We start from the raw sequence: 26,924 nt of genomic DNA on the forward strand, positions 1-26,924 counted from the left end.
GCCCTCTTAAATTCCGTGGTTCAATCACGGGATGAAGAAGATACTGTGCCCTGCGTGCGGGGGCGACACGAAACGCAACGGGAAGACCTCGTCGGGGGCGACTCGTTGGCGCTGCAAGGCATGCGGCGCATCCACCACGCAACGTTACGACAACGAGCCTAAACTGCTAGAGCTGTTCCTGAGGTGGCTGCTCTCGAAAAAGACCCAAGGCGAGTTCGGCATGCCCGGACGCACCTTCCGGCATCTCACGAATAAGTTCTGGGACCTGTGGCCCGTGGCTCCTGTCTGTGACGAGGTCCACCACGTGGTGGAGGTGGATGGCCTTTGGCTGGGGCGCGACGTCGTGATTATGATCGCCTGCACCGAGAAGCACGTGATCGGCTGGCATCTAGCGAGAAGCGAGAACGCGCAGGCGTGGGCGGCGCTCATGGCGCGCATAGCCCCTCCCGACGTCGTGATTACCGATGGCGGAAAGGGGTTCGAGAAGGCGAGACGCGCCGTGTGGCCGAACACACGCGTGCAGCGCTGCGTCTTCCATGCGTTCTGTCAGGTGAAGCGCCAGACCACGACCAGGCCGCGGCTCCAGGCGGGCGTTGAGCTCTATGGCATCGCCAAGAAGCTCATGCGCATAGGTAGCCTCAACGAAGCTGCGGAGTGGCTTGCGGGCTTCTCTAATTGGTGCACGGCATGGGAAGGATTCCTAAAGGAAAAAGAGGTGGTTGACGGGCGGATCCGCTACAAGCACGAGAGGCTGCGCACTGCGCGCGGCGGGCTTCTGAAGCTTTGTAGGGCCGGTACCCTATTCACCTATCTCGACGAAGGCTTGCTCGAGGGAGGACCTGTTCCGGCGACTACGAACAGGATCGAAGGCGGCGTGAACGCCCAGATCCGCCACATGCTGCGAGAGCATCGGGGATTGAGGCTGACGAGGCGCGTCAAGGCGGCGTTCTGGTGGTGCTATATGGACCTTGAAGCCCGTGCAAGCCCGAAAGAGATCCTGAAGGAAATGCCGACGGACGTCCTGATTGCTGAGTTTTATCGAGCAGCTGCCGAAGCTAGCGAAAAAGATGAAGCGGTGGGGCGCTGGGGCACTGCTGTGCAATGGAATGACCTGCATGCAAGCGGCCCTTATCGCATGGATTACGATTAGGCTCTGGACACACTTTCTTGCCTATAACCCACCATGTATTTTACAACCTAGGTCCCTCATTTGGGTTAATGGCCAACCAATTGTTCAACAAATCTGGTAAGTGGTATCACCAACCACTGATTTAACGAACTCAACCAGTATATTTACATACCCCAAAAAAATAGGGCAGAAACGCTTTCGCGATCCCGCCCCGCAAACCCGAAGGTTTCTGTCTGGCTATAATTATCGTGATTGCGGCCCGTTTGTCAAATCGAGCATATAGGATTTACCAGTATCACCGTTGGCTCAGCCATGCCTGGAAGACCTTTGACAGAAAGTCGTATGCCGAGATGATAGTCGTGTTCCCCCTGTACCAATCCGAGTTCTCCTCTGCACGTTGCCTAAATGCCAGGAATCCGTCGTATGCTCTCGCCTGCCTTTCTCGGGTGACGAAACGGTTGCAGGCATAGGCGAGCACCGTCGTCTGGAGCACTCGCGGATTGCGCATCTTGGATCGTCTCAGGCGCTTCGAGACACCTGCGTCGCCGAGCGCTTTCGCGACCGATGCGGGGTATCTCGTCGACGTGGCCGAGGAGATACCCAAGCCGTTGATGATGGCGCTCGAATGGGCAGCGGCGTTCCTGAGCGAATTCGCTCGCCTGAGAAGGTAATGGTCATCTCTCATTTCCGTATCGCCCCATCGGTTTGCGCAGAAGAGGTAGAAGCTGGCAAACGCGCCGAACGACGACAGCTCCAGGAACACCCATGCCGGCATCTCGTCTAGCGGATAGCGCTCGACGAGCGGTCCGAGGTAGGCGTCGTTCTCCAAGCGCGAGATCTCGCCTTCGCGCCTGTTGCGCTCGGCGTGGTTGAGGTGCGTGAGGTAGTCGGCGAGGACGGAGTAGCCGTCCTCGTTGCGATTGTCGGTTATTTTCTCGACGAGTTTTGTCTTGGCGGCGTTCTCCACGTCGAGTGTGAGCGGCAGCAGGAACCTGCGCAGTTCCTGGTCTATCCCCGCGAGGTCGACCAGTTGCCCGAAGTCGAGCTCGGCATACTCGCCGTCGTGCTTGCCGCCCACCCGTTTGGGAAAGAGCACGCGGTACGCCGCGAGGCGGAAGTAGTGGTCCTGCTCGGAGAGGATGCGAGAGGCCTCTCCCTCGTCGCACAGCTCGAAGGTCACGCCCTTGGACTTCAGGTGCTCTATCTGCTCCTCGACGGTGAGCTTGGGCTTTCTTTTATTATCTTCTGCGATTTCGTTCATAGCTTCGATCTTTCGTGCTTGGATAGGGATCGGTCTCGAGGGACGGAATGCGCGCCGTTTCTCAATTATCCTTCTTTTCGCATGCAATTGCGCGTGAAACGGCGATTGGAAGGTGCGCCTTGCCTACATGAACCGGAACACCGCCTTGAACATCCAGCGGACGAACGCCCCGATTCCCCTGAACACCGCTTTAATCATTTCCGAATCCTTCCATCCAATCGTCTTCCATGTCGTCTGCTGGCACCTCCTGTGCCGCTTCGGCCTCGACCGCCCTTTCGAGTGTAAGCGGAGTGACGCCGACCGCCTCCGCCATGAGCGCCTGGCTTGCCGCCAGCCTCTCGTCGTCGTTCGCCAGGTAGCCGCTCAGCCTCACGATGCGGCTGGCGAGCGACCCTCCGGGCCCGACGAAGAGGGCGCAAGCGCGATCTACCCTGGCGACGTCCACGAGCTCGCCGAAGAGCCTCGCGAGCACCGTCGAGCCGTCCAGGGTGACGCTCTCGATTCCGGCGGCCTCTCTCGGGGTGGCGAGCTGGAACCTCCAGCCCTTCTCGCGCCTCGCCTCGGGGGCCTCTCCGCCGTCTGTCCGGTAGGCCTCGTTCGCGGCGTAGCAGTGCGCCGTGAGCCAGAGGCCCTTCTTCTCGACGTCTGCGTAGTCGAGCGTGAGATCGGCGAGCATGCTCTTGCCCGAGAACGGCTGCGCCTCGGTGAAACGGTCGGTGTCGAACGCCTCGATGCGCCCGCGGTAGGCGACCTCCACCCTCATCGGAGCTCCCTCCTTTCTCGCCGCCGTTCCTGCTGTGCCTGCGTCTCGCGGCTACGCGGTTTCGCGTCGCCGCGCCTGACGGGCGCTTCCTCGCCCTGCGGCTGCCTTTGCCGCCTTGTCTGCGCGGTTTCGGGCAGGAGCCTGTTCGCCGCCGCGTATGCGCGCACCTCGCGCAGCGCTTCCGCCCGTTCGGCGGAATCGCCGTCGGCGCGGCCTTCGAGCCTTTCGATCCTCCTGTCGAGGTCTGCCAGGCTGTGCGCGTTCGCGGACATGAACGCCTCTATCGCGCCGGCGAGACGTTCCAGCTCCGACAGGTCGTTCAGCTCGATGGCGCTTTCGGCTTCGGAGAGTATCCGTCGGGATGCCGCCGGGGCTGGGTGCCAGGCGGCGATCCTGTCGAAGCGCCGCCTGAGCGCCTCCTGGCCGAAGGAGAGCCCCAGCTTCTCGCCTCCGATGCGCCAGGTGGGGTGGTCTGAAAGCGAGTAGATCCAGTCACGTCGCCACGACTTCTCCGAGTTCTGCGAAACATCCACTTCGAGCGCCTCGAGCACGGCCATGAACTCGTCCTCGTTGCGGGCGAGCGCCTTGGCCACCGTGACCCGGTTGCGGATGTCTGCGACCCACGAGTAGCCACCCTCTTTCTGGATCTCCCGCTCGGCGCGCCGCATGTATACGCTCTGCAGCGTCGCGGGCGTCGCCTTGCGCGTCTGCCCCTCGTCCTCCTCCCTCACGGTGTCGTTGCGCATGAAGCGATATCCGCGTTCCTCTGCGAGATCCTGAAGGCTGCGGTTGAGCTCCAGCGGGTCGGGGGTCTGCAGCCTGCGTTCGGTGGCGAGGTTGGTGTTGTTGACGACGATGTGGGCGTGGGGGATCCTGCGCTCGTTGTCGTCGTGCAGGACAATCGCCGCCTCGAAGTCGGCGAAGTGCCTGAGCGCCCAGGCGCTCGCGAGCTCCGCCACCTGGTCTGCGGTCAAGCCGTCTTGAGGATCGGGCGACATGACGAAATGCTTGAAGGTCCTCGCCGGCTTGCCCCGATACGGGGTGTCGTTGCCGCAGGCGCGCCTCGTCGCGTCCATCGAGTCCGCCCAGTCGAACCCGGCCGGGGCGGCCGAGACGTCCTCGAAGGCGCGCTCCTCCTGCCATGCGAAGTTCATGACCATGATCCCGAGGGCGCGCCCTCCCTTCTCGAGGTAGTGCTTTATGCCGGCGCATCCCGTGTGGCCGGCTATGGGCTTCAGCAGCGGCATGCTAGTCTCCGCCCACTATGGCACGGCCTTCGAGCGAGGCAAGCTCGCCCGCCATCTCGCAGCGACCCTCGTCGACCTGCGCGAGCAGAAGCGCGCACTCGTCGAGCTTGCTGGACACCCACTCCAGGTCGCCCCTTCCGTGGTCCAGCGCGAACTTGATGGAGTTGAGGGCGTGCACGCCCTGGTTGTAGTGGTGCCCCCACCTGACGAGCTCGCGGGAGAGCCTGCGCATTGAGAGTCCGTCGAGCAGCACGCCTCCGCGCTTCGCGTTCTCGGCATCGTCCGCGACCATGCGGGCGACGTAGCGCAGGTACTCGGAGCGGGTGAGCCCCTCCTCGTCGGCGCGCTCACAGACCGCGCGGAAGTCCGCGTCGCTCACGCGGGCGGTCAGCACGTTGTCGTATCTCAAGACCTTCGTCATCTTCTCCATCCTTCGCATCCTCCGCCGCCCCGATGCGGTGGAGGCTCGGGCGGCGCTCTTTCCAGGGGCGCGGGGCATCCCCCGCATGGCGCGGGCCGGGGAGCTTGCGGCAGCTTCGCGCGCCCGGCGGCGTCGCCTCCGCTTCGGGCTCTGGGCTCCGGGGCGGGGTGCGCCGTGCGCCCAGGCCGCCATCTATCTCGTGTATACGAGATAGGCTACTTGCTGGAAACGGTGCAGGAGCCCCTTCGGGCGCCTGCATGGGACTAAATGCGTCCAAGGAGCCTGCTGGCCGTTCTCGAGATCTTCTCGAGCACCTGCCTGTCCAGCCCGCTCGGCGGGTTTTCCGCCTTCGACTCGTAGCGCCTGAGCGCGCGAAGGGCGCTTGCGAGCGCCGCCGCGGGCTTGGGCGCGGGGCCCTTCACGTCTTCTTCGGCGGCGGGCTCGGCGGTCGACTTCTTGAGGAACTCGGTCGTCTCCTTCTTGCCCAGGGGCTGCGCCCGCCATGTCGCATGGAGCCGGTCCTGCGCATCGGAATCCAGATCGGCGAGGATCCCCACGGCGTCCGCCGAGAGCGCGTCCGCGAGCGCGGCCTCGCGCCACTGGGGCGTGAGCCTCTCCTCGATCTTGCGCGCGAGCGACTCCTGGCGCTGGATGGTCTTGCCCGATACCTTGCGTCCGGTCTGCTCGGATATGATCGCCGCCTTGATGTCCTCGGTGCGCACGCCGGAAAGCTCGGGGTTCTCGGCGCGCATGCGCTCGACCTCCACGCCGAGCGCACGGCTCGCCGCCGCGCGCTCGGTCACGGTGAGGCTGCGCACGAAGTAGTTGGCGGCGTGCAGCAGCATGACCGACTGCTCGTCGGTGATGCCCCGGATGACGCGGCAGGGGATCTGGGCGTATTTCTCATCTTCTTTCGCGAGGAGTGCGTAGGCCGCCTTTCGGCGGTGCCCGCTCACCATCTGCCAGCCGCCGTCGTCGAGCTTGCGCACGAGCGGCAGGTCGGTGAGCCCCTCCTCCTCGATGCTCTTCGCGAGCTGCGCGATGCCGGCCTCGTCCATCGAGTAGGCGGCGTTGGCGGGGTGATCGGCTATCTCTTCGATGGGGATCCTCTCGACGGGGTAGTCGTTGCGGGTCGATGCGCTCCTGTCGAGCAGCCCGGAGATGGTGAACCCCGATGTCGTGGGTTTAGCCATGGAGCACCTCCTCGGCGAGCGCCTCGTAGTCCTTGGCGGGCCGGCTGTTCGGCTTGAAGGCCGCGACGGGCTGCCACTGCCAGCTTCCCTCGCAGACCTTCGAGCTCGCGTGGATGACGGTGGCGAACTGGTTGTCGGGGAAGTACGCGTCGAGCACGTCGGCCCCGGTGGCCTCCGCGTTGGTCATGAGCCCGGGCACGCACGTGCGCAGGATGCGCCATGCGGGCGTGGGCACGCGCAGCGCGTCGGAGATGGACTCGATGGCGCTGACCGTGAGGGCGGTGCCGCGCATGACGGTGGAGTCGAGCTTCACCGGCACGATCACCATGCCGTCGCCCGCAGCGGCTAGGTAGGCGTTGAAGGCGAGGCGCTTCATCGTGGGGCTGCAGTCCACGATGCAGACGTCGTAGTCGCCCGCGCAGTCGTCGAGCGCGAAGCGAAGGCGCTGCTCGCGCAGGAGCAGCTCGTTCTGGTCGACGAGTTCTATGGTCGAGGGCACGACGGAGAGCCCATCGGCCTCGGTTTCGAAGGCAACGTCGCCGACGGGCGCGTTCCCGTAGAGGAGCTCGACGGCTCCCCGACGCTCGGCCGCGGCGCGGTCGTAGAGCCCGAAGAAGTCCGTGGCCGACGCCTGCGGGTCCAGGTCTATCAGGAGCGTCCTCAGGCCCCGCCTGGCGTAGATGGTGGCGAGGTTGACTGCAGTGGTGGTCTTTCCGACCCCGCCCTTGTAGTTCGATATCGCGAGCGTCCTCATGCTTCCTCCGTCCTCTCTGCGATCGTCGATGGCGTTTACCCCGAGTATACAGAACGGAAACGTTCTGTTAATACTGACCGTTCGCCATGGGGTGGCGGTTCGCCATGGGGCGAGCCGCCTGCAAACGGCCCCCTCCGTCCGGAGGGGGCCTGCCCAGGCGGGCCGGAGGTCCTAGGCCTCGCCGAAGGCGTTGATGTGGTGCCTGAGCAGCGCGCGGTCCTCTCCGACGACAATCATGCTGATCTTGTCGAACCTCACGCCGACCGATTCGGCGAAGTCGTTCTCGACGAGCCAGGAGACCGCGAGCAGCTCCATCGTCTCGCGATCGTTCCTCCCGTCGCCGAAGCCGGCGCCGGAGTTCGGGCGCGCGGAGACGTCGACGAACACGAGGTCGTCGGACTCGGGGTCGCGTGCGACCAGGTCGATGGTTCCTCTCGTCTCGGGCGACTTCCACCCGGTCGCGAGCGTCTCGTAGCCGCGGACCTCGAGGAAGCGGGCCGCCGCCTCGACCGCCCTGTCCTGGAGAGTGGGATTGGTGTTCATGGTGACCTCCGTTCGGTTGGGGCGGAGCCCCTTGCCCCGCCTTGTGGCATCGGGGCCGCACCGCCTGCCGCGCCCCGCAAGGGAGGAAGCGAAGGCGCGTTCCTCGCCCCATCGGGCCGTTGGTTTTCCGAAGCCCGGAGGGCGCTTTGTTTTGCCGCTTTCGCCTTTTCTCTCGGGCGGCAAAAGAAATCGGAAAAGCATCGCGACCCTTGCGGGGCGCATCGGGCGGCTGTGCGAGCCTTTGATGCCCAAGGAGGAGGCAAGGCGATCCGATCGAACGGAGCCCGCCGTGCCGCGAATGCCCCCAGGAGGCTGTCTGAGGGTCGGCTGCTCGGGGGAAGCCCTTGCCGGGCCGCCCGGCGGAGCTAGCCCCTCGCCATCCTGAGAACCGCCGCGTCCTGCTGCGCCACGTCGTCCCCGACCGCCCCGAGCTCGTCGGCGCCGAGGTCGACGAACACGCGCGTCAGCACCTGCATGAGCTCGATGAGGCGCTCGTCGATGCCGTCGGCGCTCCTGAGCCTCCTGAGCTCGACGTAGACGGATTTCATCTGGTCGCGCAGCATCCTATAGACCCTCACGTTCGGGCTGACGTTTATGTCGCGGCACTCGAGCCTGGAGGTTATGTAGTCCTGCTTGGTCATGCCGCTTGCCGCGACGAGGGCGTTTATCACCTCGTCCTCCTCCGGCGAGACCCGGAACGCTATCGTCTTGCTGCGCCGGCGCCCTTTGTAGTCGACGATCGGCCTGGACATCAGGGCCTCCTTCCCTGGTCGAGCGCCGCTGCCATGTCCGACTGCTTGCTGGGGAAGAGGTGGGCGTAGCGAAGCGTCATCTCGTAGGTCTCGTGCCCCAGCCGGTCCGCTATGGCGATCGCGCTGAACCCCATCTCTATGAGGAGCGAGACGTGGCTGTGGCGAAGGTCGTGGATCCGGATGGGCTCGAGCCCGCATGCGGCGCAGCCGCGCTTCATCTCGTGGTGCAGGTAGCTTTTGGTGAAGCAGAAGATGCGGCAGGCGCGCCGCTCCTCAGGGATGGATCCGAGGAAATCGGCGAGCTCGTCCGCGAGGAACTCCGGCATGACCACATCCCTCTTCGATTTGGGCGTCTTGGGGGAGGTGATGACGTCCCTCCTCCGAATCCGCTGGTAGCTCTTGGTGACGTGGATGAGGCACTTTCCAAGGTCGATGTCGTTCGGTTCGAGGGCGAGGAGCTCGCCGACCCTCAAGCCGCACCAGTACAGGATCTCGAACGCGTAGAAGCTGGCTGGCTTGTCCATCACCTCCTCGCTGAACGCGAGGTACTGCTCCTTCGTCCAGAACCTCATCTCTGCGCCTTTCCGCTCGCCGATCTTGATTGTCGGGGTGGCGGGGCTCTTTCCCAGGCCGTAGTACTTGACCGCGTGGTTGAAGATGGCGCTCAGCTGGTTGTTTATGGTTCTCAGGTAGGTGCCGCTGTACGGCTTCCCCTCGTCGTCGTACGAGCCCACCATCCTGTTCTGCCAGTCAACCACGTCTTTGGGGGTGATGTCGCACATCCTCTTCGGCCCGAAGAACGGCACTATCTTCGTGCGGATGATGTGCTCCTTGGTGAGCCAGGTGTTGAGCTTGAGCCTTGGCCTCACGTCTTCGGAGTACCTCTTCACGAACGCCTCGAAGGGCATCGACATGGACCCGTCGGCAGAGGCCAGGAAATCAGCCTCCCACGCCAAGGCATCGCCCTTGGTCGCGAACCCCCGTTTCACCTTGTGCTTGCGGTTGCCGTCGATGTCGCTGTAGTAGCACTGGACGTACCAGGAGCCCGTCTTCCCGTTCATGTAGGCGGGCATCAGCGGGCCTCTTGTCTGGGGGCGGCGTCTCCGCAGTGGAAGCGCTCGTAGAAATACTTTCGGCTCACCTTCCCTTTGATGGTGGTGTAGCCTCTCTGCTCCATCTCGGAGTTCAGCATCCTGATGATGCGGTAGGCGTAGGGCCTGCTGATGCCGAGGGCGTGCATGACCTCCTCGACGCCCATGATCACCGGCTTAGAATTCTGCTCCATATCTTCCTCCTTCGTTCGATGAACAGAACAGAAACGTTCTGTAATTCGTGACACTAACAGAACGAAAATGTTCGGTCAAGACAAATTGAGAACGTTTTTGTTCTCTAGTATCATGGGGAAAACGATCAGAGGAGGAGAGATGACGACGGGAAGCCGCATACGGGCATTGCGCGAGTCGCGGGGGATGACGCAACGGCAGCTCGCTGAGAGGGCCGGCTGCACCGACGCGGCCATCAGAAACTACGAGGCGGGCAGGAGGGCGCTGAAGGGCTCCGCCTTGGATGCGATTGCAGGCGCCCTCGGGGTCGCCCCCGAGGCCCTCATGCCCGTCCAGGCTGAATCCGTCAGGGACGCCCTCGAGCTCCTCTTCAGGATCGAGGAGGAGTTCGGGCTCAGGCCCGTCGGCGGAGGCAGGCTCGCCGTCGCGCCCGGCGCGGAGAAGGCGCCTAAGCTCGCCGCCGCCATCAAGGCCTGGGAATCCCAGGTGGATGCGCTCGACCGCGGAGAGATAACCCCCGAGGAATACGAGTCCTGGAAGATGGGGATTGGCGGATGCTAGGCGATTCGAGGAGGATTTCGAGGGCGCGCCTTATCGGCAGCCTTCTATCAAGAATCCAAGAAGAGGCTCCGAAGCTCATCGCATTGAAGCGCGAAGGCGCCTACTGGGACTTCAAGAAGGAGTGGCACAAAGACAATTCCGAGCTGATCCACGACATACTATGCCTTGCCAACAATCTCGAGAGCGACGTGTCGTACCTCTTCATCGGCATAGACGAGGAAGAGGGCTATTCGGTGTGCGATGTCGAGAACAATGATCATGCCGAACGGAAGGCGAACCAGATGATCGTCGATATGCTCTCGAAGACAAAATGGGACAACGGTCAGCCTCCCTTCGCGGTCGTGGAGCCAATGGAGCTTGACGGGGGAACAATAGACATCCTATGCGTCGTGAGCAGGCGGGAGGATATGCCTTATTCCCTCTCGAAAGGGTCGGGGAAAGTGCGCGCGCATATGGTCCACACGCGACGCGTCGACTCGAACACGCCCATAGACGAAGGAGCGTCGTGGAACGAAGTGGAGGACATCTGGCGCCATCACTTCTCGCTCGACGAATCTCCTCTTGCGAGGGTGAAGGTGATGCTCGAAGACAAGGAGCATTGGAGGTTTCTCTCCGAGGTGGTCGGCACGGAGGACAAGTATTATCTGTACGCTCCGGAGTTTACCGTCTGCCATTATTCGGACGACGAGCGGGACGGCTACGAGTACTACATGCTGAACCAGACAGACCCTAGTCCGAGCTGGTATATGATCGAGATCCGCTATTTCCAGACTCGCATATTCGACACTCTCGGCATCGCCCTCGACGGCGGCAGGTATTTCGCGCCCGCCCCGTCGCGTTCCTTCGTGCGCTGGAATCGGCGCAGCCTGGATTTCAATCTCATGTATTGCTACTACACAAGGGATTCTTTGGATTGGAACCTGAACGAGTTCTTCTTCGACGAGAACTACGGCGATGCCAGGATAGCGCGCAGGCGGTTCCTCGAAACCGTCGTCATCTTCCAAGACGAGGAAGAACGTAAAGGCTTCGAGATCCTTCTTCGCGAACGTCATTCCGAATTCGAGGAGGAGATGTCAGAGGCCCCCGACCCGTACGGCGCAGAGCGACTTCCCGAGGACTATCCCCAGGAGGCGAAGGACCAAGCCACCCGCGAGCTGAAAGCGATTCCCATCCTCAAGCGCATGCTCGAAGAATTCAGGGACGATCTCGAAGGGTTGCGCTTGCCCACTTCCAGGGATTGGTAGTTTGGCCCGCAAGCCCTCTGCTGCTACTCGGGAGGAGTAATAGCGAAATCCGACCGTCTTCGTGAGTTTGCGAGAATGACACTTCCAGGCTCTCCGCCAGGGGCATCCGTCATTCTTGAGTTTCGTTTTTCCGGGTGAGTTTCGTTTGAGTTTCGTCGATTTTCGGCGGCACCTGCAAGCCTCCCGCCATCATTGCCTCTCGTCGGCTTGCAGGTTCTTCGGTTCGCGTCGGTTCCCTTCGGTTCCGTTCGAGTCGTTTCAGGCTCGTTCGACCCATGCCCGTTTGCCATGGGGTGACAACCGACCATGCGTCTACCTGCGGAAACGAAAAGGCTCCTCGATTCTTTCGAGGAGCCTTGTGAGTTTCTATCTGATTTCGGAATCATGCGGTTTGCAGGTGCGGACGTTCTGAAATGTCGTCATCGGTCGCCATTGGAACCGCTAGAAACCGTATGAAAATCACAAACAAATGTTCTATTACTATTCCCACTCGATGGTTCCGATGGGCTTCGGCGTGAGGTCGTAGACCACGCGGCAAATCCCCGGGACTTCGGCCAAAATGCGCTCCGTGATCTTCTTCAGCAGCGCCCAATCCAGTTCCGGCACCTCGGCCGTCATGGCGTCCACCGTGTTCACCGCGCGGATGATGGCGGGCCACTCGAAGGCGCGCACGCCGTCGCGGACGCCGGTGGCGCGGAAGTCGGGGACGCTCACGAAGTACTGCCACACCTTGCCTTCGAGGCCGGCCGCGGCGAACTCGTCGCGCAGGATGGCGTCGGCCTCGCGCAGCGCCTCCAGGCGGTCGCGCGTGATGGCGCCGAGGCAGCGCACGCCCAGGCCCGGGCCGGGGAACGGCTGGCGCTCGACCATGCCCTCGGGAAGGCCCAGCTCACGGCCGATGACGCGCACCTCGTCCTTGTACAGCAGCTTCACGGGCTCGCACAGCTCGAACTGCAGGTCGTCCGGCAGACCGCCCACGTTGTGGTGCGCCTTCACGCCGTCGGATTCCAGGATGTCGGGGTAGATGGTGCCCTGCGCGAGGAAGCTCACCTCGTCGCCCACCTTGCGGGCCTCCTCCTCGAACACGCGGATGAACTCGGCGCCGATGATCTTGCGCTTGGCTTCCGGTTCGGCCACGTCGTCGAGCAGCTCGAGGAAGCGGTCGGTGGCGTCCACGTACACGAGGTTCGCGTCCAGCTGGTTCTGGAACACGTCAACCACCTGCTCGCTCTCGCCCTTGCGCATGAGGCCGTGGTTCACGTGCACGCAGATGAGCTGCTTGCCGATGGCCTTGATCAGCAGCGCCGCCACCACCGACGAGTCCACGCCGCCGGACAGCGCCAGCAGCACCTTCTTGTCGCCGATCTGGGCGCGGATCGCGTCCATTTGCTCGTCGATGAAGGCGTTCGCCAGCTCAGGGGTGGTGATTCGCTCCATGTCTTCGGGGCGCTTGTTGGGGTCCATGCGGGGGTCCTCCTCGTGTTCGGCAATGATCTGAGGAAATTATACGTGAAATGGCGCGGGTGTATAGGCAGGTCGTTCGTTCTTTCGGCGCCCTGCTCAGTATCCCATCTCGTAGAGGCGAGCGTCGTCGATGCCGAAGTAGTGCCCGATCTCGTGCACGACGGTCTTCCCGATCTCCTCGACGATCTCCGCGCGCGAGCCGAAGCAGCGCTCATGGGGACCTTTGAACACGGTGATCACGTCGGGGACGTCGCTGTCGTAGCCGTCGGCGCGATCGGGCAGCGACACGCCGTCGTAGAGCCCCAGCAACTCGTTGTCGCAGACGGAAGCCCCTAGACAGTCGGGTTCCTCGAGGGTTTCCAGATGGTAGTCGTTCGGCTCGTCCTCTACGACGACGGCCACGTTCTCGAGCGCGTCGAGGAACCGCTCGGGAATGCATCCGAGCGCCTCCTCCACGGCTGATTCGAACTCGCTGTCGGTCATGCGGTGCATGGCGGCCTCTTTCGTCGGCGGGCGCGCGGGCCCTCGGCCCACCCGGTTCGCTGAACCGGCAGACACGAGTATACCCCATACGATTTGTACTGTGTGCCGCACATTATCGTGTGAACTATGTTATAGTGTGCGACACACACTATCCGACGCAACCGCAAAACCTGCGGCGCAGGGAAGCGGCACTGGAAGGAGGGGCGCATGGCGTACGACGACATCGTATCGAGCATGGTCTTGGAACTTCGGCGCGGCACGCTGGTCATGCTCGTGCTGAGCCAGCTGCGCGAGCCGGCATACGGCTACGCGCTGGTGAAATCGCTGGCCGACCACGGCATCCCTATCGAGGCGAACACGTTGTACCCGCTGATGCGGCGCCTCGAGTCGCAAGGGCTGCTGGCAAGCGAATGGGACAACGGCGGCTCGAAGCCGCGCAAATACTACCGCACCACCGACGAGGGCCTGCGCGTGCTGCGCGAAGTGGAGGCCCAGTGGCACGTTCTGTGCGACGGGGTGGGCAAGCTGTTGGAGACAAACGGAGAGGATCGGGAACATGCCGAACGATAACGACCTGATCGAGCGTTACCTGTACGCCATCACGCGGCACCTGCCCAGCGCACAGCGCTCCGACGTGGCCGAGGAGCTGCGCACGCTTATCTCGGACATGCTGGACGAGCGCTGCGGCAGCCTGCCGCCCACGGCCAAGGACGTCCGGGTCGTGCTCACCGAGCTGGGAACCCCGGGCGAGATGGTGCGCAAGTACACGAGCGGGGAAGGGGAATGCCTGATCGGACAGCCGTACTACGCACAGTACCTTTACGTTCTGAAGATCGTGCTGGCCTGCGTCGCAGGCGGCATGCTGGTCGCCGGGGCGCTGTCGCTCGCAACGGGCGCGGAAGGGAGCCTCCTCGGAGGCGTGCTGGAGGGCATCGGATCCCTGATAGGGGCGCTTCTCTTCGCGTTCGCGATCGTCACCCTGCTGTTCGCCTTCTTCTCCCGCCGGGGCATCGAGGTCGAGACGATGGGCTCGCTCGACGACCTGCCGCCCGTGCCGCGCGAGACCAGGTCTTCCACGCGCGGCGACGCGGTTGCCGGCATCGTGTTCTCCATCGTGGGCGCCGTTGTGTTCCTGCTGTTCCCCGACGTGCTGAACGCGCTCAGCCATCGCGCAGACGGCGTGCCGTTCGATCCGTTCAACGTCGACGCCTTCCGCGCTTCGGCATGGGTCGTCGTCGTGTGGACGTTCGTGTGCGTCGCCGGCGAGAGCTTCAAGCTGGTGGAAGGCCGCTATACGAAGCGCGTGCTGGCGGTGACGTTCGCATGCGACCTGGTAGCGGGAGCGCTCGTCGTGTTCTGGCTGACGAACTTCCAGCTGGTCGACTCCCATGCCGTCGTCCAGGCGATGCAGTCGTCGGGCAAGGCGCTGGAGGGCCCGGTGCTGTGGGCGGTGTCCAACGCGCAGACGGCGTTCTGCGGTCTCGTAGTGGCGGCGCTCGTCATCGACGCCGTGGACTCCATCGTGAAGACGGTGCGTGCACGGTAAGGCGGCCGTCCTGTCGGCCCGCGCGCCCCTCGCGGAAAGGCGCGCGGGCGTTGCTAGATCGCGTCCGACCTCAGAGCCTCCACGATGTTGGAGGCGTGCGAGCGGCGCAGCGCGTAGGCCACGCTGAGCGCCAGCACGACGGCCACGATGGCCACGGCGAGAGCCACGTAGTCCCACGGCAGCGTGAACTCGAGGCCGGCGAACGCCATGGACGTTGCTGCAAACAGCGCGAATGTAACCGCTACGGCTGCCGCCAGCCCTATCCCCAAACCGCGCAGGGCGTAGCTCGCGCACTCGTAGGCCAGCATTCGGGCGAAGGCGCGGTTGCCCATGCCGATGGAACGCAGCGCGGCGAACTCGCGCGTGCGCAGGATGATCCCGTTCGCCAGCGTGTTGAACACGTTGGCCACGGCGATGAGCGTCGTGATGACGGAGAAGCACAGCACGAACAGCTGGAAGGCCTGCGCGATCAGGCGGTTCTGGCGCGCCGCATTCTCGATGTCGCTGACGTTGACCACGACGTCGCCCAAGTCGCGCGCCAGCGCCTCCAGCTCGTCGGAAGCCTTCGCGTGATCCTCCGCCGTGAACGAGGCTCCGGCGAACGAGTACGTGTACGGGTTCGAGTGGTAGTCGCCCAGCCCTGCGGCTCTCTCCGCAACGCTCTCCGGCAGGATGATCGAGGGGAAGTGGTTGTTGGCCGCGATGGCGTTCAGCACGGCCGGCTCCTCGTCGCAGAGCGCTCCTATCTCGATGCGGAAAGCCGTGGCCGCCTCGTCGATCGGGGCGGTGACGATGTCGGCCGTCCCGCTGACCCCGGCCTCCCGGTCGAGGTACCCCACCAGGGGCCGTCCGTCCGGGCCTTCCTGCAAGCCCATGTTGGAGAATCCTTCGCGCTCCTCGGTGACGTACAGGTCGACGGCGCCGGTGCCCGCGAAGGGCTTCGTGGACACGTACGTGCCGTCGGGCATCCTGTCCTGATAGGTGTTCAGGCCGATGGCGCGCGGGTTCTCCGGGTCGGTGTAGGCGGCTACGTCCAGGTCGAGCTCGTCCAGCAGCGCGCGCCACGAGGCATCGTCGACGAAGAAGGTGTACAGGGCCCCGTAGTAATCGCCGTCCTCGCCGAAGCTGTCGGGCACCCAGTCGGCGCTCGTCTGGGAGTTGTAAGCCTGCCGAGCAGCGCGCGCCTCTTGCGATATCATGCGACCGTCGACGACGCTTTCGGCCTGACCTTGGCGGCACGAGCCTATGAGCTGCAAGCCCTCGATCTCACTCGCCCGCGCCAGGAACTCGTCGTATTCGGCGGCGTAGTCGGACAGGTCGTTCCCTTCGCGCGGGGTGGTGTAGTCGGGATGCGCCGACACCACGATGTCGGCTCCGCTCCCAGCGCCGCGCGAGCTGCTGGCGCGGTCGGACAGCGGCGCGAGGTACAGCGCCGTGCTGCCGGCGACCACCACGAGGGTCACGCTGACCGCGAGCGATGCCACCACGGTGCGCCCGCGCGTCGCCGAGCGCGACAGGTTGCGGTGTGCGACGAACCCGGGGATGCCGAACAGCCTGCCCGCGATGCCCAGCTTCACGCGCCCGACGTCGGGCGCGTGCGATGGTGCCGACCGTTCTGCGCGCTTCGAGAGGCGCACGTCCTGCGTTTGGCGGATGGCGTCGACGGCTGAGACGCGGGCGGCGCGGGCCGACGGCACCCAGGCGCTCACCAGCAAAGTGGCTATCGACAGTGCCGCGGCCGCAGCCAACGCTCCGGCATCCACGTGCACCGCGAGCCCCGCCGATCCCGATCCCAACATCGCAGCGAACGCCTCCTGCGACGACGAGAACGCGCCTGCCGTGCCCGCCACGCCCGCTAAGAGGCCAATCGGCACGCCGACGGCTCCCAGCAGCAGCGCCTCTGCCAGCACGGTGCTGCGCAGTTGCCGCTTCGAAGCGCCGAGAGAGGCCAGCAGTCCGAACTGCCGCGTACGCTCGGCCACCGAGATGGCGAATGCGTTGTAGATCAGCGATGCGGACGCCGCCACGATGACGATGGCCAACACGGCGGCAACCGCCCAGAGGCTTCCCCAGATGGGCCTGCCGTCGGAGATGCCCAAGTACGAGAACAGGCTGGTGTGGTACAGAGTGGCGGCCGTATCGTCCAATCCGGTCGCGTCGGCGAAGAAGGCCTTCATCTCGTCGAGGGTTCCCAGACCTTGCGTGACCAGATACGCGCCCGCAGCCGCTCCTTCCTCAGACGCGTCGGCCACGGTGAGGGCGACGCTGGGCGCGGAAGAGGCCGTGTAGTTGTTGGCGAGGAAAGGCGCTTGTCGCTTGTAGAATCCGGTAACCGTCAGCGTGCGCTCGCGGGCGTTCTCGACGCGCGTCTCGTTTCCGTCGGCGAGGCGCGCGCCGTCTTCGGCGGCTGCGAGGTTTCCAAAACCTCCCGTGAGGGTGGAACCCGTTTCAAGGGGGCCGTTCGAAACAACGCCCTCGGCGCCTCCCGCGCCCAGCTCCTCGCCTTGGAGATAGTCGGGCAGCACGATCTCGTCCGCTGTCTCGGGCCATCGCCCGCTTGCCAGCTCGGGCATCAGGGAGTACGGCGCGCCGCCCGGCTCGTCGACGCCCTTGACGGTGGTCGGCGTCGTCTTCAGCGCGATGAACGCACCCAGACGGTTGGCGTCGTCGGGCGCGAGTGCGGCCGATCCGAGGTCGCGGAAGGTGGCGAGGTCGGTCACGGCGTCGCTTTCCACGAGCGCATCGATGCCCTGAGCGGGCACGTCGGGGGAAAACACGTGCCATGATCCTTCAGTTACCATCGTGCGCTCGAGCAAGCCCTGCTGCACGCTTGCCACGCTGGTCAGCACGGCGGCCAGAAGCGCCGTGGACAGCGCGATGCCGACGACGGTCACGGCCGTGCGCACGCGGTTCTGAGCGAGCGAGCGCAGGGTGAAACGCGTGAATATGCCGGCCATCAGCGCCTCCTTTCGTCGGAGGCGATGCGGCCATCCTCGATGGCGATGACGCGGTCGGCCATGCAGGCGATGTCCTCGTCATGCGTGATCACCACGAGCGTCTGGTCGAAGCGCTTGTTCGACTCGCGCAAAAGCGCCATGATCTCGTGCGAGTTGCGCGAGTCGAGGTTGCCGGTGGGCTCGTCGGCCAGCACCACGGCAGGCGCGTTCATGAGCGCGCGCCCGATGGCCACGCGCTGTTGCTGTCCGCCTGACAGCTGATTGGGCAGGAAGCGCTCATGGCCGCGCAGTCCCAAGCCGTCCAGAAGCATGCCGAGGCGCTCTTCGTTCACGGCGCGTCCGTCCATGAGCACGGGAAGCGTCATGTTCTCCACCACGTTGAGCACGGGGATGAGGTTGTAGAACTGGTAGACCAGCCCCACGTCGCGACGGCGCAGCACGGCCAGCTCCTCGTCGGAGCGCGCGTACACGTCCGCGCCGTTCAGCAGCACCGTGCCGGAGGTGGGGCGGTCGACGCCGCCCATGAGGTGCAGAAGCGTCGACTTGCCGGAGCCCGACGAGCCGACGATGGCCACGAACTCGCCCGCGGCCACGCTGAACGACACGTCGTCGAGCGCCTTGAGCGCCGTGGGGCCGCTTCCGTACACCTTGGTGAGATGGTCGATGGTCAGAATGTCCATGAGGAGCCTTTCTCGCTAACGGTCTACGGAATAGTGTGCCATCCCGCGCTTGCGCGGGCATGAACGCCGCATGACGGAATTGTCATATTCGGCCAGCCCGCCGTTCCGGGCGAAGGGCCTCCTACACGACCACCTTCGGGAACGTCAGGTCGAAGCGAGCGCCGCCCGTTTCGCGGTCGTTGCCCGCGCGCAGCGTGCCTCCCTGGGCGGTCACGAGCGCCTGGGCCAGCGCGAGGCCGATGCCGAACCCCTCCGATCCCGCGCCGCGGTAGAAGCGCTCGAACAGGCGGGGAAGGTCCTCGGCGGCGATGCCCGGGCCCGTGTCGGCGACGGACAGGCGGAAGGCCACGGCGTCCTCGGACGCCTGCACGCGCACGCATCCGCCGGCGGGCGTGTGCTCCATGCAGTTCTTGAGGATGTTGCCCAGCGCCTCGGCCGACCAGGCGGCGTCTCCGTTGAACGACGCTCCCTCGTCGACGTGCGTCTCGCAGGCGACGTCGCGCAGATCGAAGGCGCCGGCCAGCGGGGCCAGCGCGTCGCGCACGAGCCGCGCCGCATCCACGGGGCGAGCCTGCACGCGGATGGCCCCGGCATCGGCCTTCGCCAGCTTCAACAGCGCCGTGACCAGCCATCCCACGCGGCTCACGAGCGTTTCCAGCTCGTGCAGCGCGCGGATGCGCTCGGCCTCGTCGCTCGTGCGCTCGGCGGTGCCGATGAGCAGCCCCATGGCCGTGAGCGGGGTGCGTATCTGGTGCGACACGTCGGCCAGCGCGTCGGCCAGCGCGTTCTTCTCGGCGTCGAGGCGCTCGGTGGCGGTGCGCAGGGCGGCCACCATCTTCGCCAGCTCGTTTCTGAGCACGGCCAGATCTCCCTCGCGGTAGTCCGAGAAGGCGATGCGCCGGCCGCCGTGCAGCACCTCGTCGACCTCGGACGCCAAACGCGCGATCTGCCGGTAACGCCGCAGCGAGAACGTCGCGAACAGCGCGCAGGCCAGCGCTCCGGCGGCCAGCACCCACAGGCCCGCGCGCGGTCCTTCCACCGCGGCGGCCGCTGCGGCGAAGACGGCAAGCGCCCCCGCGAGCAGCGCCAACTGGCAGGCGAAGGCCCGGTTCCTCGTCAGGCCCATGTCACGCCCCCGTCCGGTAGCCCAGCCCGCGCACGGTGAGGATGAGGCGGGGTTCGGCCGGATCGTCCTCCACCTTGTCGCGCAGGCGCTTGACGTAGACGCTCAGCGTGTTGTCGCTGACGTATTCGCCGGCGCTGTCCCAGATGGCGTTGCGCACGTGCTCGCGCGTGACCAGCTTGCCCCGGCTCTGCGCGAACAGCAGGAGCAGCCGGTACTCGAGCGCCGTCAGCGCCAGGTCGCGGCCCGCCTTGCGCACGCACGCGGTGCCGGCGTCGATCTCCACGTCGCCCAAGCGCAAAAGCGACGAGGCGGCGTTCGTGCGGCGCAGCACCGAGCGGATGCGCGAGAGCAGCTCGCGGGCGCGGAAGGGCTTGGCGATGTAGTCGTCGGCGCCCATGTCGAGGCCGGCCACGGTGCTGAACTCGTCGTCGGAGGCCGTGAGGAAGATGACGGCGGGAGCCGGGTCGCACGCCTTGGCCGCCGCGCACACGGCGAACCCGTTGCCCTGGGCGAGCGCCACGTCCACCAGCGCCAGGTCGAAACGTTCGCTGCGCAGCAACTCGACGGCCGCGTCCTGGCCGTCGGCACAGCGCGTCTCGTATCCTTCCGATCGCAGCAGGTCCGTCAAGCTGGCGACGATGGCCGCGTCGTCTTCGACGAGCAACATGCGCATGGGGCGTCCTTCCCTTCGGGTGCATCGTCTCCACGGTAGCAGAAAACGCGGGAAAGGGGAGGGGAGGATCAGCCTTCTTCGTCGTCGACGAACTCCAGGATGTCGCCGGGTTGGCAGTCCAGCTCCTTGCAGATGGCGTTGAGCGTTTTGAAGCGCACCCCGCTGACCTTGCCGTTCTTCAGCTTCGACAGATTGCCGTCGGCTATACCCACCTTCTCGGCCAGCTCTCCCAGGGAAACCTTGCGATCGGCCATCATCCGATCGAGGCGCAGCACGATAGCCATGCTGCCCTCCTAGATGATCTCGAAGTTCTCGTCTTGGACGAGATAGCCGTACTCGATGATCTGCCCGAGGCAGAACACGATGGCGGCCAGCATGAAGGCGAACATGACCGATTCGTCCACGAGAGCGCCGGACAGCGTTCCGGTTTGGATGCTGCCGACTGCCCAGTACAGCCACTTCGGCACCGCGAGCGTCGCGAAAAGGAGCACGGCCACCGCTTTGATCTTGCGCGGCAGGTTTGCGAAGAACGGCGTCTCCTCGCGATTGATGCGCAGAAAGACGAGAGCGACGTACACGGCCAACGCGACGAGAAGCCCGTCCCCGAGCAATCCCATGCCGTGGCGCACGGAGTCGGGGTTCGACAGCGCTTCACCGGTCGTCAGCCAGTCGAAGATATTGATCGACGTCTGAATGCCGAACAGCAGCGCGATGGCGAGGATCGCGACGAATGCGGTCATGCTGGTCGACTTGATCTTGGCGCGCGTCTTGTCCATAGGGGTCTCCTCGCTATCGGATGGCTCCCAGTATACGCCGAAACATGACGCAAAATGATATGAATATGACGTTTTACGTCAAAACATGCAGCCGGTCGATCTACAGATCCACCCAGAACCTCGAGTTCTTGTACAGCTCCTCCACTTTGCTGCGCGCCCACGGGGTCTTGCGCAGGAACGTGAGCGAGCTCTTGAAGTTCGGGTTCTTCTTGAAGCAGTTGATCCTGATGCGCTTGGCCAGGCCGTCCCAGCCGTACTTGTTCACCAGCTGCTTGAGCATCGTCTCCAGCGTGATGCCGTGCAGCGGGTCGTTGGGATGCTGCCGATCTGCGGGGTTGTCGGGCATGGGCTCTCCGTGTTCCTCGAAACGTGTGCGCTCCATGATGACGCATGTGCGCGGCGTTTCCCGCCGGAAACGACCGCAATCAGCGAAACATCGTGCAAAATCAGGCGTATCTTCGCTCCAAAAACACGCCCCAGCGGACGAAGCGTGTTTTTGGAGCGAAGATACGCCTTTCTCTGTTTGCGTTTACCGACGGCGCCCCATCGCCAGCACCGCGCGCACGCCGAGGAGCGTGAACGCCGCCACGGCGACGGCGCCCGCCGCTCCACCGGCTATGAGCCCGCCGACGAGCCCTGCGCTCTTCCCGTGGGCATGCTCGGGGTCTTGGCATCGCCGGGCGTCCGGCGTCGCGGGTCGATGCGGCCCCTCCGGCCCATCCGGCGTTTCCGCCGCTGAGGGCGCGTCGCGCTCCTCCTCGTTTCCCATGAGGGTGTCCAGCCCCCGGCCGAGGGCTGCGGGACGGGCGCTTCCTTCTTTCGCGTTCATGGCTGCCTCCTTCTGCTTGGCTTGTCCTTCCGCTCGGCACCTTACGCTTCGGGCGCGTCGGCGCAGCGGGCGGGCGCGCGGCGTGGGCGAGGCGAGTCGCAGCTGTAACGTTCGGTTGGAAAGCGTTTGCTCGGATCGAGGCCGAAATTAAAGATCGGACGAGACGAAGCTGTCGATGAGGCGCAGGGCGGGATGGGCCACGATGCCGCCCGCCAGCGCGCCTCCCGCGCCCACGAGCCAATCGAAGAAGCTGAAGGGGTGGTCGGGAACCATGAGCGACACCGCTCCGTCGGCGATGCCCAGCATGCACGTGATCAGGACGGCCGCTGCGCAGGCGGTGAGCAGTCCCATATGCTGCCACAGCGCGTTCGCCAGCAGGAAGCCGAGCACCGCGAACTCGACGAAGTACGCCACTGCCGAAGGCGCGCTCACGGCGGGCCCGAAGTACACGACCGCCGCCCATGCCGCGGCCAGCGCCCAGCGCCCGACCACGATGAAGCGCCGCCGCTTCGACATGCGCGGCTTCGCATCTCCGATATCTTGCATCCGATCGTCCATGCCCCCACCATACCACGCCCCCCGATCCGACCCCCGACACGGGCACCGTACCGTTGCCTGCGACGTTTCCCCGGACGTCGCAGGCCTGTCCGAACGGATGTTTCACGTGAAACATCGACATCGAAAGATGCATCATCGCCCGAAAAACACGCAAAACGGCCTTCTAGCGTGTTTTTCGGGCGATGATGCGACGCTGCGACCCTTCTGCAACGTGCCGCGCCGCCTCTCTCGGGGCGGCACGGGCGATTCGCTCGGATGACGCAAGCGGCTTACTTCTTCACGTTCATCGCCCTCATGGCGTTCAGGATGGCGATCACGGCAACGCCTACGTCGGCGAACACGGCCAGCCACATGTTGGCGATGCCCACGGCCGCCAAGACCAGCACGAGGAACTTGATGCCGAGGGCGAACACGATGTTCTGCCACACGATGCCCATGGTCTTGCGGGCGATGCCGATAGCGCGGGCGATGTTGGACGGCTTGTCGTCCATGAGCACCACGTCGGCCGCCTCGATGGCCGCGTCCGAGCCCATCGCGCCCATGGCGATGCCGATGTCGGCGCGCGTCAGCACGGGCGCGTCGTTGATGCCGTCGCCCACGAACGCGAGCTTGCCCTTGCCGGAGCCGTGCGCATGCGTCTCCTCCAGCAGCTTCTCCACTTCGGCGACCTTGTCCTGCGGCAGCAGCTGCGCGCGGAACTCGTCGATGCCCAGCTCCTTCGCCACGGCGGCCGCCACGTCGGCGCGGTCGCCCGTCAGCATGACGGTCTTCTTCACGCCCGCGGCCCGCAGCGCGGCGACGGCCTCGGCTGCGTCGGGCTTGACGACGTCGGCGATGACGATGTGCCCGATGTACTCGCCGTCAAGCGACACGTGCAGGATGGTGCCGGTCAGCTCGCACTCGTGGCAGCCCACGCCGCATTCGCTCATCAGCTTGTCGTTGCCCACCAGCACTACGTGCTCGTCGATCTTCGCGCGCACGCCGTGGCCGCTCTGCTCCTGCACGTCGTCGATGCGCTGCTGGTCGATGGGCCCCGAGTACGCCTGCTTCACCGACAGCGCGATGGGGTGGTTGGAATACGCTTCGGCGTGCGCGGCAATGGACAGCAGGCGGTCGGGGTCGATTCCCGCCTGCGGGTGGATGGCCACCACGTTGAACGAGCCGTCGGTGAGCGTGCCGGTCTTGTCGAACACGACGGTCTCGGTGCCGGCGAGCGTTTCCAGGTAGTTGCTGCCCTTCACGAGGATGCCCAGGCGCGAGGCGCCGCCGATGCCGCCGAAGAACGACAGCGGCACGCTGATGACGAGCGCGCACGGGCACGACACCACGAGGAAGATGAGCCCGCGCTGCACCCAGTCCGACCAGCCGCCGCCCAGCAGCAACGGCGGTACGACGGCCAAGAGCACCGCGATGCCCACCACGGCCGGGGTGTAGTAGCGCGCGAAGCGGGTGATGAAGTTCTCGGTCTTGGCCTTCTTCTCGGCCGCGTTCTCCACGAGCTCGAGGATGCGGCTGACGGTGGACTCGCCGAAGGGCTTGGTCACGCGCACGGTGATGAGGCCGGTCATGTTGACGCAGCCCGAGATGATCTCGTCGCCCTCGCGCACTTCGCGCGGCACCGACTCGCCGGTGAGGGCAGCGGTGTCCAGCTGGGACGTGCCGGACAGCACCACGCCGTCGAGCGGCACGCGTTCGCCGGCTTTCACGACGATCTCGTCGCCCACGGCCACCTCGTAGGGGTCCACCTGCACGAGCTGCCCGTCGCGCTCCACGTTGGCGAAGTCGGGCGCGATGTCCATCATGTCGGCGATGGATTTGCGGCTCTTGCCCACGGCGTAGCTTTGGAACAGCTCGCCTACCTGGTAGAACAGCATGACGGCCGCGCCTTCGGCCATGTGCGGGTCGCTGTCGGGGAACAGCACCAGCGCGAACGCGCCGATGGTGGCCACGCTCATGAGGAAGTTCTCGTCGAACACCTGGCCGTGGCCGATGTTCTTCGCCGCGCGCAGCAGCACGTCGTAGCCGGCGATGAGATAGGGGACGAGGAACAGCGCGAACTCCGCCCATAGCGCCGCCGTCTCGCTGCCGAGCCACGTCGACAGCGGAAGCAGCTCCGCCACGACGTACACGACGACGAACAGCGCGATGGCGAGGAGGATGCGGTTCCTCGTGCGTTTCTGTTTCTTGTTCATGATCTCCAACCTTGCAGTTCGGGGTTCGTCATCCTGAGCGGAGCGCGTCAGCGCGGAGTCGAAGGATCCCGCGCGGCGGTAGCTGGAAGTCTGCCGGCTGACACTGCGCGGGATCCTTCGAACACGTTGCGCTCGCTCAGGATGACATCGGCTTTCGCTCGTTATGGATGAGGGGATAGGATACGCGAAGCCGAAGTTAGCGCAGGATGACGCAGTCCGGTTCGAACTTCTTGCAGGCGTGCTGAGCTTCGTCCAGCACCGCTTCGAAGCGGTCGTCGTCGGCTTCCAACACCAGCTTCTGCGTCATGAAGCTGATAGAGGCGCTTTTCACGCCTTCGATGTTCTTGATGGCGTTCTCCATCTTCGCGGCGCAGTTTGCGCAGTCGAGATCCTGGAGTTTGAATGCCTTTCGCATGGCGGTGTCCTTTCGTTTCGGCGTTGTTGCGAGCGGGGGCGCGCGGTGCGGAGTCGAAGCATCCCGTGCCGCGGTCGATGCGGGGCTTATTCGCAGATATGGGTCATGCCCTGGGCGAGCATCGTGTACACGTGGTCGTCCGACAGCGAGTAGATGACGTTCTTGCCGTCGCGCTGGAACTTCACGAGACGGACCTGCTTGAGCGTGCGCAGCTGGTGCGAGACGGCGCTTTGCGTGGCGCCGATAAGCTCGGCGAGGTCGGCGACGCACAGCTCCTGGCCCATGAGCGCGTACAGCATCTTGATGCGCGTCGTGTCGCCGAACACCTTGAACAGGTCGGCGAGGTCGTACAGCAGCTCCTCGTCGGGCATGCACTCGGGGCTCGGCACGCCCGCATGCTCGGCGCTGCCGCACGAGCAGCCGTTGTCGTGCGCGTTCTGAGCGTCTTCGCTTCCGGGTGCCGCTTCGGTAATCTTGTCTGGCTTCATTCCGTCAACCTCTCAACATATGATCAACTGTTCATAAGTATACGGACAACAAGGTTCGTGTCAAGGGGCCGAAGGGGAAATTCCCGCTTGTTGTATTTCCAACGCAGCGCGCTGTCGAGCCATGCTATGCTCCCGGACGATAGCGAAGAGGACGACTTGTTTCGGGAGGAATCTATGCTGCGGAAGATCATCGAGATCGACGAAACGGCCTGCAACGGCTGCGGCCTGTGCGTCGCGGCGTGCCATGAGGGCGCCATCGGCCTGGTGGAGGGCAAGGCGCGCCTGCTGCGCGACGACTATTGCGACGGGTTGGGCGACTGTCTGCCCGCGTGCCCGACCGGCGCCATCTCGTTCGTGGAGCGCGAGGCGGCAGCCTACGACGAGGCTGCGGTCAAGGCTCGAACGGCGCAGGAGAATTCGGTCGCACGCCTGTCGGGCGGCTGTCCCGGATCGCTCTCGCGCTTCTTCGCGTCCGAAGATCCTGAGGCGAAGCCCGCCCGGCCTTCCGCTTCCGCCCCCGTCGCCGAACCGGTTTGCGAAGAAACGCCCTCCCAGCTTTCGCAGTGGCCGGTGGAGATCAAGCTCGCGCCCGTGCAGGCGCCGTATTTCGCGGGCGCGCACGTGCTGATCGCCGCAGACTGTACGGCGTTCGCCTACGCCGACTTCCATCGCGGCTTCATGCGCGGGCGCATCACTCTTATCGGCTGCCCCAAGCTCGACGGCGTCGACTACAGCCAGAAGCTCGAAGCCCTGTTCGCCTCCAACGACATCGCGTCGGTCACCGTGGCGCGCATGGAGGTGCCGTGCTGCGGCGGCCTGGAACATGCGGCGCGCGCCGCGCTCGAGCGCAGCGGCAAGAACGTGCCGTTCGAGGTGGCGGTGATCTCGACGAAGGGCGCGCTGCTGGAGCGCCGCTAGCGAGCGAAGCCGCGATTCGCCGGGGGACGCGGTCGGCCGAAGATCTTCCGCCGACGCAGCCCTCCGTACAGATGTTTCACGTGAAATATCTGTTCGGACAAGCTCCTTCGCCTTCGGCTGTAATGGTTTGCGGGTTGTCTTTCGTTGCGCGAGAGCGGTCGTTTGTTCGTCGAGGCTTGACCGCTTCGGAAGCGCGCGTTCACACTGGTCGCAAGGCTTTGCGCTTTTGCCGCGGCCGGGACGCATACCCTCGAACCAAAGGATCAAACATGGAGACCATCGAAGAATTGTTCCGGAAGGTGTTGGACGACGAAGACCTGAGGGCTTCGTTCGGGCAGGCGCTGGAGGGCGACCGCTTGGAGGTTTTCCTTCGGGAAAACGGCTGCGAGGCTGCTCCTTCCGAGGTGCGGGAGGCCTTGGAGGGCATGTTCAGGGAAGAGCTGGGCGACGAGCTTCTGGATGAAGTGAACGGCGGAATGGCCAAATATCGTCTGTATCTCCACGAACCCTTTCTTAAAACTACAAGTGCCGCGTCGCAGAAGATCAAGATCATCAAGGGTTAGCGGCTTTTCTTCTGCATCTCGCGGACGAAGTCGGCCGTTCGGCCGACTTCGCGGATCCTTCGCCACCGACGGCTTCCGCCCGCAATTTCGTACAAGCGGCTCGGT

General features: G+C 64.7%; 31 protein-coding genes. 7 read left to right on the top strand and 24 right to left on the bottom strand.

Features of this window, described 5'->3' with window-relative positions:
• Positions 1 to 31: 31 nt before the first annotated feature.
• Positions 32 to 1,150 carry an IS256-like element ISEle1 family transposase gene (locus ELEN_RS07590; protein WP_009307321.1) on the top strand — a complete coding sequence of 373 codons (1,119 nt, stop codon included), beginning with the start codon at positions 32 to 34 and terminating at the stop codon, positions 1,148 to 1,150.
• Between the two features lie 274 nt (positions 1,151 to 1,424).
• Here ELEN_RS07590 and ELEN_RS07595 read toward each other — a convergent pair whose 3' ends face one another.
• From ELEN_RS07595 to ELEN_RS07640, 10 genes are all read right to left on the bottom strand, one after another.
• A complete protein-coding gene (locus ELEN_RS07595) occupies positions 1,425 to 2,390 on the bottom strand; it encodes an Abi family protein (RefSeq protein ID WP_015760614.1) in 966 nt (321 codons plus the stop codon).
• Positions 2,391 to 2,580: 190 nt separating this feature from the next.
• Positions 2,581 to 3,153, bottom strand: a complete 573-nt coding sequence (locus tag ELEN_RS07600; RefSeq protein WP_013978955.1) for a hypothetical protein — start codon at positions 3,151 to 3,153, stop codon at positions 2,581 to 2,583.
• Positions 3,150 to 4,400, bottom strand: a complete 1,251-nt coding sequence (locus ELEN_RS07605; RefSeq protein WP_013978954.1) for a relaxase/mobilization nuclease domain-containing protein — start codon at positions 4,398 to 4,400, stop codon at positions 3,150 to 3,152. Before ELEN_RS07605 ends, ELEN_RS07600 begins: the two co-directional genes overlap by 4 nt.
• Position 4,401: 1 nt before the next feature.
• Positions 4,402 to 4,821 carry a DNA-binding protein gene (locus tag ELEN_RS07610; protein WP_229026828.1) on the bottom strand — a complete coding sequence of 140 codons (420 nt, stop codon included), beginning with the start codon at positions 4,819 to 4,821 and terminating at the stop codon, positions 4,402 to 4,404.
• Positions 4,822 to 5,084: 263 nt separating this feature from the next.
• Positions 5,085 to 6,014 carry a ParB/RepB/Spo0J family partition protein gene (locus ELEN_RS15740; protein WP_015760615.1) on the bottom strand — a complete coding sequence of 310 codons (930 nt, stop codon included), beginning with the start codon at positions 6,012 to 6,014 and terminating at the stop codon, positions 5,085 to 5,087.
• Positions 6,007 to 6,768, bottom strand: a complete 762-nt coding sequence (locus ELEN_RS07620; RefSeq protein WP_015760616.1) for a ParA family protein — start codon at positions 6,766 to 6,768, stop codon at positions 6,007 to 6,009. Before ELEN_RS07620 ends, ELEN_RS15740 begins: the two co-directional genes overlap by 8 nt.
• A 171-nt stretch (positions 6,769 to 6,939) precedes the next feature.
• A complete protein-coding gene (locus ELEN_RS07625; protein WP_015760617.1) occupies positions 6,940 to 7,311 on the bottom strand; it encodes a YraN family protein in 372 nt (123 codons plus the stop codon).
• Positions 7,312 to 7,676: 365 nt separating this feature from the next.
• A complete protein-coding gene (locus ELEN_RS07630) occupies positions 7,677 to 8,063 on the bottom strand; it encodes a plasmid mobilization protein (RefSeq protein ID WP_015760618.1) in 387 nt (128 codons plus the stop codon).
• A complete protein-coding gene (locus ELEN_RS07635; protein ID WP_015760619.1) occupies positions 8,063 to 9,136 on the bottom strand; it encodes a site-specific integrase in 1,074 nt (357 codons plus the stop codon). The genes ELEN_RS07630 and ELEN_RS07635 overlap by 1 nt, the downstream gene beginning before the upstream one ends.
• Positions 9,136 to 9,348, bottom strand: coding sequence for a hypothetical protein (locus ELEN_RS07640; RefSeq protein WP_015760620.1), 213 nt, complete (start codon positions 9,346 to 9,348; stop codon positions 9,136 to 9,138). The genes ELEN_RS07635 and ELEN_RS07640 overlap by 1 nt, the downstream gene beginning before the upstream one ends.
• 139 nt (positions 9,349 to 9,487) lie before the next feature.
• Here ELEN_RS07640 and ELEN_RS07645 point away from each other — a divergent pair, with 139 nt between their 5' ends.
• Positions 9,488 to 9,907: a helix-turn-helix domain-containing protein gene (locus tag ELEN_RS07645; protein ID WP_015760621.1), complete on the top strand. Its 420-nt coding sequence runs from the start codon at positions 9,488 to 9,490 to the stop codon at positions 9,905 to 9,907.
• The gene (locus tag ELEN_RS07650; protein ID WP_015760622.1) at positions 9,901 to 11,151 is read left to right on the top strand and encodes an RNA-binding domain-containing protein; all 1,251 of its coding nucleotides are present in this window, start codon (positions 9,901 to 9,903) and stop codon (positions 11,149 to 11,151) included. Before ELEN_RS07645 ends, ELEN_RS07650 begins: the two co-directional genes overlap by 7 nt.
• Positions 11,152 to 11,631: 480 nt before the next feature.
• Here the strand turns inward: ELEN_RS07650 and guaA are convergent, their stop codons facing one another.
• Positions 11,632 to 12,615, bottom strand: coding sequence for a glutamine-hydrolyzing GMP synthase (gene guaA / locus ELEN_RS07655; protein WP_015760623.1), 984 nt, complete (start codon positions 12,613 to 12,615; stop codon positions 11,632 to 11,634).
• Positions 12,616 to 12,711: 96 nt separating this feature from the next.
• Positions 12,712 to 13,107 (bottom strand): metallopeptidase family protein, encoded by a 396-nt coding sequence (locus tag ELEN_RS07660; RefSeq protein WP_009306933.1) that lies wholly within the window; start codon positions 13,105 to 13,107, stop codon positions 12,712 to 12,714.
• Positions 13,108 to 13,305: 198 nt separating this feature from the next.
• On the opposite strand from ELEN_RS07660, the gene ELEN_RS07665 reads away from it, so the two are divergent.
• Both ELEN_RS07665 and ELEN_RS07670 read left to right on the top strand, forming a co-directional pair.
• Positions 13,306 to 13,668, top strand: a complete 363-nt coding sequence (locus ELEN_RS07665; protein WP_009306934.1) for a PadR family transcriptional regulator — start codon at positions 13,306 to 13,308, stop codon at positions 13,666 to 13,668.
• Positions 13,655 to 14,644: a hypothetical protein gene (locus ELEN_RS07670; RefSeq protein ID WP_009608552.1), complete on the top strand. Its 990-nt coding sequence runs from the start codon at positions 13,655 to 13,657 to the stop codon at positions 14,642 to 14,644. The genes ELEN_RS07665 and ELEN_RS07670 overlap by 14 nt, the downstream gene beginning before the upstream one ends.
• A 53-nt stretch (positions 14,645 to 14,697) precedes the next feature.
• On the opposite strand, the gene ELEN_RS07675 is transcribed toward ELEN_RS07670, so the two are convergent.
• The 12 genes from ELEN_RS07675 to ELEN_RS07730 form a co-directional block, all read right to left on the bottom strand.
• Positions 14,698 to 17,601, bottom strand: coding sequence for an ABC transporter permease (locus tag ELEN_RS07675; RefSeq protein WP_009306939.1), 2,904 nt, complete (start codon positions 17,599 to 17,601; stop codon positions 14,698 to 14,700).
• Positions 17,601 to 18,281: an ABC transporter ATP-binding protein gene (locus ELEN_RS07680; protein WP_009306942.1), complete on the bottom strand. Its 681-nt coding sequence runs from the start codon at positions 18,279 to 18,281 to the stop codon at positions 17,601 to 17,603. The genes ELEN_RS07675 and ELEN_RS07680 overlap by 1 nt, the downstream gene beginning before the upstream one ends.
• 121 nt (positions 18,282 to 18,402) lie before the next feature.
• Complete coding sequence (locus tag ELEN_RS07685; RefSeq protein ID WP_009608579.1) at positions 18,403 to 19,407, bottom strand: sensor histidine kinase; 1,005 nt, start codon at positions 19,405 to 19,407, stop codon at positions 18,403 to 18,405.
• A 1-nt stretch (position 19,408) separates the two neighbouring features.
• Positions 19,409 to 20,080: a response regulator transcription factor gene (locus ELEN_RS07690; protein ID WP_009306946.1), complete on the bottom strand. Its 672-nt coding sequence runs from the start codon at positions 20,078 to 20,080 to the stop codon at positions 19,409 to 19,411.
• A 68-nt stretch (positions 20,081 to 20,148) separates the two neighbouring features.
• Complete coding sequence (locus ELEN_RS07695) at positions 20,149 to 20,364, bottom strand: helix-turn-helix domain-containing protein (RefSeq protein WP_009306947.1); 216 nt, start codon at positions 20,362 to 20,364, stop codon at positions 20,149 to 20,151.
• Positions 20,365 to 20,373: 9 nt separating this feature from the next.
• Positions 20,374 to 20,856, bottom strand: coding sequence for a hypothetical protein (locus ELEN_RS07700; RefSeq protein WP_015760624.1), 483 nt, complete (start codon positions 20,854 to 20,856; stop codon positions 20,374 to 20,376).
• 100 nt (positions 20,857 to 20,956) lie between these two features.
• A complete protein-coding gene (locus ELEN_RS07705) occupies positions 20,957 to 21,202 on the bottom strand; it encodes a VF530 family protein (protein ID WP_009306949.1) in 246 nt (81 codons plus the stop codon).
• 183 nt (positions 21,203 to 21,385) lie between these two features.
• On the bottom strand, positions 21,386 to 21,685 hold the full coding sequence (locus tag ELEN_RS07710; protein WP_009306950.1) for a hypothetical protein: 300 nt from the start codon (positions 21,683 to 21,685) through the stop codon (positions 21,386 to 21,388).
• A 147-nt stretch (positions 21,686 to 21,832) separates the two neighbouring features.
• Positions 21,833 to 22,243, bottom strand: coding sequence for a hypothetical protein (locus ELEN_RS07715; protein ID WP_009306951.1), 411 nt, complete (start codon positions 22,241 to 22,243; stop codon positions 21,833 to 21,835).
• Between the two features lie 269 nt (positions 22,244 to 22,512).
• A complete protein-coding gene (locus tag ELEN_RS07720) occupies positions 22,513 to 24,435 on the bottom strand; it encodes a heavy metal translocating P-type ATPase (protein ID WP_009306952.1) in 1,923 nt (640 codons plus the stop codon).
• 196 nt (positions 24,436 to 24,631) lie between these two features.
• Positions 24,632 to 24,850, bottom strand: a complete 219-nt coding sequence (locus ELEN_RS07725) for a cation transporter (RefSeq protein WP_009306953.1) — start codon at positions 24,848 to 24,850, stop codon at positions 24,632 to 24,634.
• An 86-nt stretch (positions 24,851 to 24,936) separates the two neighbouring features.
• Positions 24,937 to 25,338 carry an ArsR/SmtB family transcription factor gene (locus ELEN_RS07730; protein WP_015760626.1) on the bottom strand — a complete coding sequence of 134 codons (402 nt, stop codon included), beginning with the start codon at positions 25,336 to 25,338 and terminating at the stop codon, positions 24,937 to 24,939.
• Between the two features lie 174 nt (positions 25,339 to 25,512).
• On the opposite strand from ELEN_RS07730, the gene ELEN_RS07735 reads away from it, so the two are divergent.
• Together ELEN_RS07735 and ELEN_RS07740 are read left to right on the top strand one after the other, a co-directional pair.
• Positions 25,513 to 26,256: a 4Fe-4S dicluster domain-containing protein gene (locus ELEN_RS07735; protein ID WP_009306955.1), complete on the top strand. Its 744-nt coding sequence runs from the start codon at positions 25,513 to 25,515 to the stop codon at positions 26,254 to 26,256.
• Positions 26,257 to 26,525: 269 nt separating this feature from the next.
• Positions 26,526 to 26,819, top strand: a complete 294-nt coding sequence (locus ELEN_RS07740; protein ID WP_009306956.1) for a hypothetical protein — start codon at positions 26,526 to 26,528, stop codon at positions 26,817 to 26,819.
• Positions 26,820 to 26,924: the final 105 nt, after the last annotated feature.

Origin of the sequence: Eggerthella lenta DSM 2243 (genome assembly GCF_000024265.1) — a bacterium.
GTDB lineage: Bacteria > Actinomycetota > Coriobacteriia > Coriobacteriales > Eggerthellaceae > Eggerthella > Eggerthella lenta.